Source organism: Photorhabdus bodei (assembly GCF_003287735.1).
GTDB classification, from domain to species: Bacteria; Pseudomonadota; Gammaproteobacteria; order Enterobacterales; family Enterobacteriaceae; genus Photorhabdus; species Photorhabdus kayaii.
In genome coordinates this window covers 1-2,426 of record NZ_NSCM01000108.1, presented here as the reverse complement: position 1 = coordinate 2,426, position 2,426 = coordinate 1, and the positions used below count along the sequence as shown (strand labels likewise).

Below are 2,426 nucleotides of genomic sequence, written 5' to 3'. Positions count from 1 at the left end.
ATTCCTGCATTTTTCATTTGTATCATGAACGTTTTATCATTCATCATGGCTTGGGGTATCAGATGGTGGTCTCTCATTGTTGCTGGACCATAAAGTCTTCGCCATTCAGGGCTCACTCGGGAAAGTCCATTTTTGGTCACACCAGTAACAACCATCAATCCAAAGAGGTCAATCCAATTGACCGGATCATGAACATACCCGTACGGGTTAAATCCTCCACTAAGATTCAAAGGATCTGGCGATAAGTACTGTCCCGTTTCCCTCTCGTAATAACGGTGCCGGTTATAAAATAACCCGCTTTCCTCATCCTCATACTGCCCACAGAATCGCGGGTTGATACGCACTTTAGCTGTTAATGGCACAGATTAAGGATGCGATCTCTAAGCTTCAATCTGCCCTTGCTTACTGTGGATATTCGCCAAGATAAATCACAAGAAAGCCGGAAGGTCACACGGATCTTTCCGGCTTTATTTATTATTTAATCCAACGTTGATCTAAATAAGGAGTGATATCATCAATTGTCATAAAGCCAGCAACACAATGAAGATAAAAATCTTTATTTTCTATTGTTAATATGGTTTCTTCTCGCACTGATTTAATAATAGGAGTACATTCAAATCCCACTTTTCCTCCATTAATATGGAGTTCAGATACATTTCCAAATGTTAATATGATTCCGAAGGAGTTATATATATTTTCGCTCCATTTTTTGGGGACTGTTACTGGTAATTTTTTACCTCGTAGTTGTATCCTAAGAATTGAAAAATCGTGGTATATAAAGTTTTCAAATTCAACATCATCAATAGAAAGTTCATTATTAAACATGAATTTAATCTTTTCTTTATGTATAGCATTATCGAACCACATAATTATAACCTCCTTGGAAATTCATAATGATGAGTCCTGGCTTATCAAGGATGCGATAGGGCGGTTACAGTCCGTGCTGGTATGGCACGGGTACGCTCCACGGTAAGAACAATAAAGCCGGAAGATCACGGGGATCTTTCCGGCTGATTTCAACGATATTTTATATCTGATTTTTATCGAAATAAGCCATAGATATAAACTCTCCAAAAACACTATTTCTTATTATTAATGAACAATGCAGTTGCTTAAATCCAAATAGTTAGTCATTACCTCTGACATATTCTTCAAGAAAACCTTTTATTTCTGTCAAAAAAAGAGACTTATCTTCTATATCATAGTCAAAAATAAAATTCATTTCAGAAAAAACAACATCAACAAGATTAACTTTTCCATTTATAATAAAGTTAATAGACTGAATCACTTTATCTCTATTGGCTGGTATATATTCTAAAAACCAAGGTTTGAGAACAATTTCTGAAACAGAACGTAGATCATCTTTATTATTAACATTTTTATTGTTAATTAACAAATAATCTTTATCACTGATAACTTCCTCATCAAGAGCAGAAAGAAAACCTACTAATATAGAAATTTCATTTTTAGTTTTTAAATCAAATTTATTCATTATCGCCCCCATACAGGATATGCAGTGATTGTTTGCCCATTTGGAGTTAAGATCACTGTTGCGGTACTCGAAGTGCCATATGTTGGGCCAGTCTTGCTATACCCTTCACCGATTCTTCTTCCATACGGAATTGTAGCTTTAGTCACAGCGCCACCTGATTGTCGCTGAATAGTTTGTGCTCGTTGTATAGCATTTAATTGATCTCTATGACTATCAAATCGAGTTGCTGCCATCGGTGTACGCTGCTGAACTCCCGTAGTAGGATTCGCTCCATTAGTTGCTCGTCCAAGCTGGGATTCTAAAGACGTTTGGGCACCATGTCTCTCAAGGAAGTGAGATCTAGGATTCATACTTTCCATTTCTTGTAAACGTCTGAGTGCATTAGCCTCTGCAAGCTCATTGATCCTTGCCTGCCTTTGTTCCCTAGTAAGACTTGCCGGACAATCAGTCAACCCTAGCGGGTCAATCCAATTAACCGGATCATGGACATACCCGTACGGGTTAAATCCTCCACTAAGATTCAGAGGATCAGGCGATAAGTACTGGCCTGTTTCATTATCGTAATATCTAAAGCGATTATAGCATAAACCACTCTCCGAGTCCGCATATTGCCCACAAAACAGTAGGTTACACGTCAGGTTCCGCGGGTCATTGACCGTCAGCACCGGCCAGCGTTCCGGTTCGCCCCAGGTCAGCAGCCGTCCTGCCCAGAGCAGTTCCCCGTCCTCGGTCAGAATTTCCCGCACGGTCCCCTGGTGATCACTCACCACATAGTACAGCTGGCCCTGTTGATAGCGAGCCGAAGGGGTCAGGGCGCCCGGCTCATACAGCCAGTGAATGCTCTGTTCATACCCGACAGTGCCATCCGCATATACCGGCGTCTCTTCAATCAGCTGCTCCCCGCTCCACAGGTAATCATAGCCGATTATCGCGG

Annotated in this window: 4 protein-coding genes and 1 pseudogene; 1 reads left to right on the top strand and 4 read right to left on the bottom strand. The window is 40.6% G+C overall.

The features are described from left to right. Nucleotides 1–155: 155 nt before the first annotated feature. Nucleotides 156–347 (bottom strand): annotated as a pseudogene (locus tag CKY02_RS26845) (RHS repeat-associated core domain-containing protein); the annotation flags it as partial. 8 nt (nucleotides 348–355) lie between these two features. Here CKY02_RS26845 and CKY02_RS26840 point away from each other — a divergent pair. Then, nucleotides 356–427: a DUF7706 family protein gene (locus tag CKY02_RS26840; RefSeq protein ID WP_420899244.1), complete on the top strand. Its 72-nt coding sequence runs from the start codon at nucleotides 356–358 to the stop codon at nucleotides 425–427. 47 nt (nucleotides 428–474) lie between these two features. Here CKY02_RS26840 and CKY02_RS22815 read toward each other — a convergent pair whose 3' ends face one another. The 3 genes from CKY02_RS22815 to CKY02_RS26065 form a co-directional block, all read right to left on the bottom strand. Further along, a complete protein-coding gene (locus CKY02_RS22815; RefSeq protein ID WP_036841356.1) occupies nucleotides 475–867 on the bottom strand; it encodes an Imm50 family immunity protein in 393 nt (130 codons plus the stop codon). Nucleotides 868–1,126: 259 nt separating this feature from the next. Next, nucleotides 1,127–1,492 (bottom strand): hypothetical protein, encoded by a 366-nt coding sequence (locus CKY02_RS22810; RefSeq protein ID WP_036841354.1) that lies wholly within the window; start codon nucleotides 1,490–1,492, stop codon nucleotides 1,127–1,129. Then, a partial coding sequence (locus CKY02_RS26065) for an RHS repeat-associated core domain-containing protein (protein WP_275658238.1) occupies nucleotides 1,492–2,426 on the bottom strand: 935 nt, incomplete at its 5' end. The genes CKY02_RS26065 and CKY02_RS22810, both read right to left, overlap by 1 nt.

Excerpts from the sequence above, each read along its gene's own strand:
- CKY02_RS22810 (WP_036841354.1), bottom strand. The coding sequence starts at position 1,492 with ATGAATAAATTTGATTTAAAAACTAAAAATGAAATTTCTATATTAGTA.
- CKY02_RS22815 (WP_036841356.1), bottom strand. The coding sequence starts at position 867 with ATGTGGTTCGATAATGCTATACATAAAGAAAAGATTAAATTCATGTTT.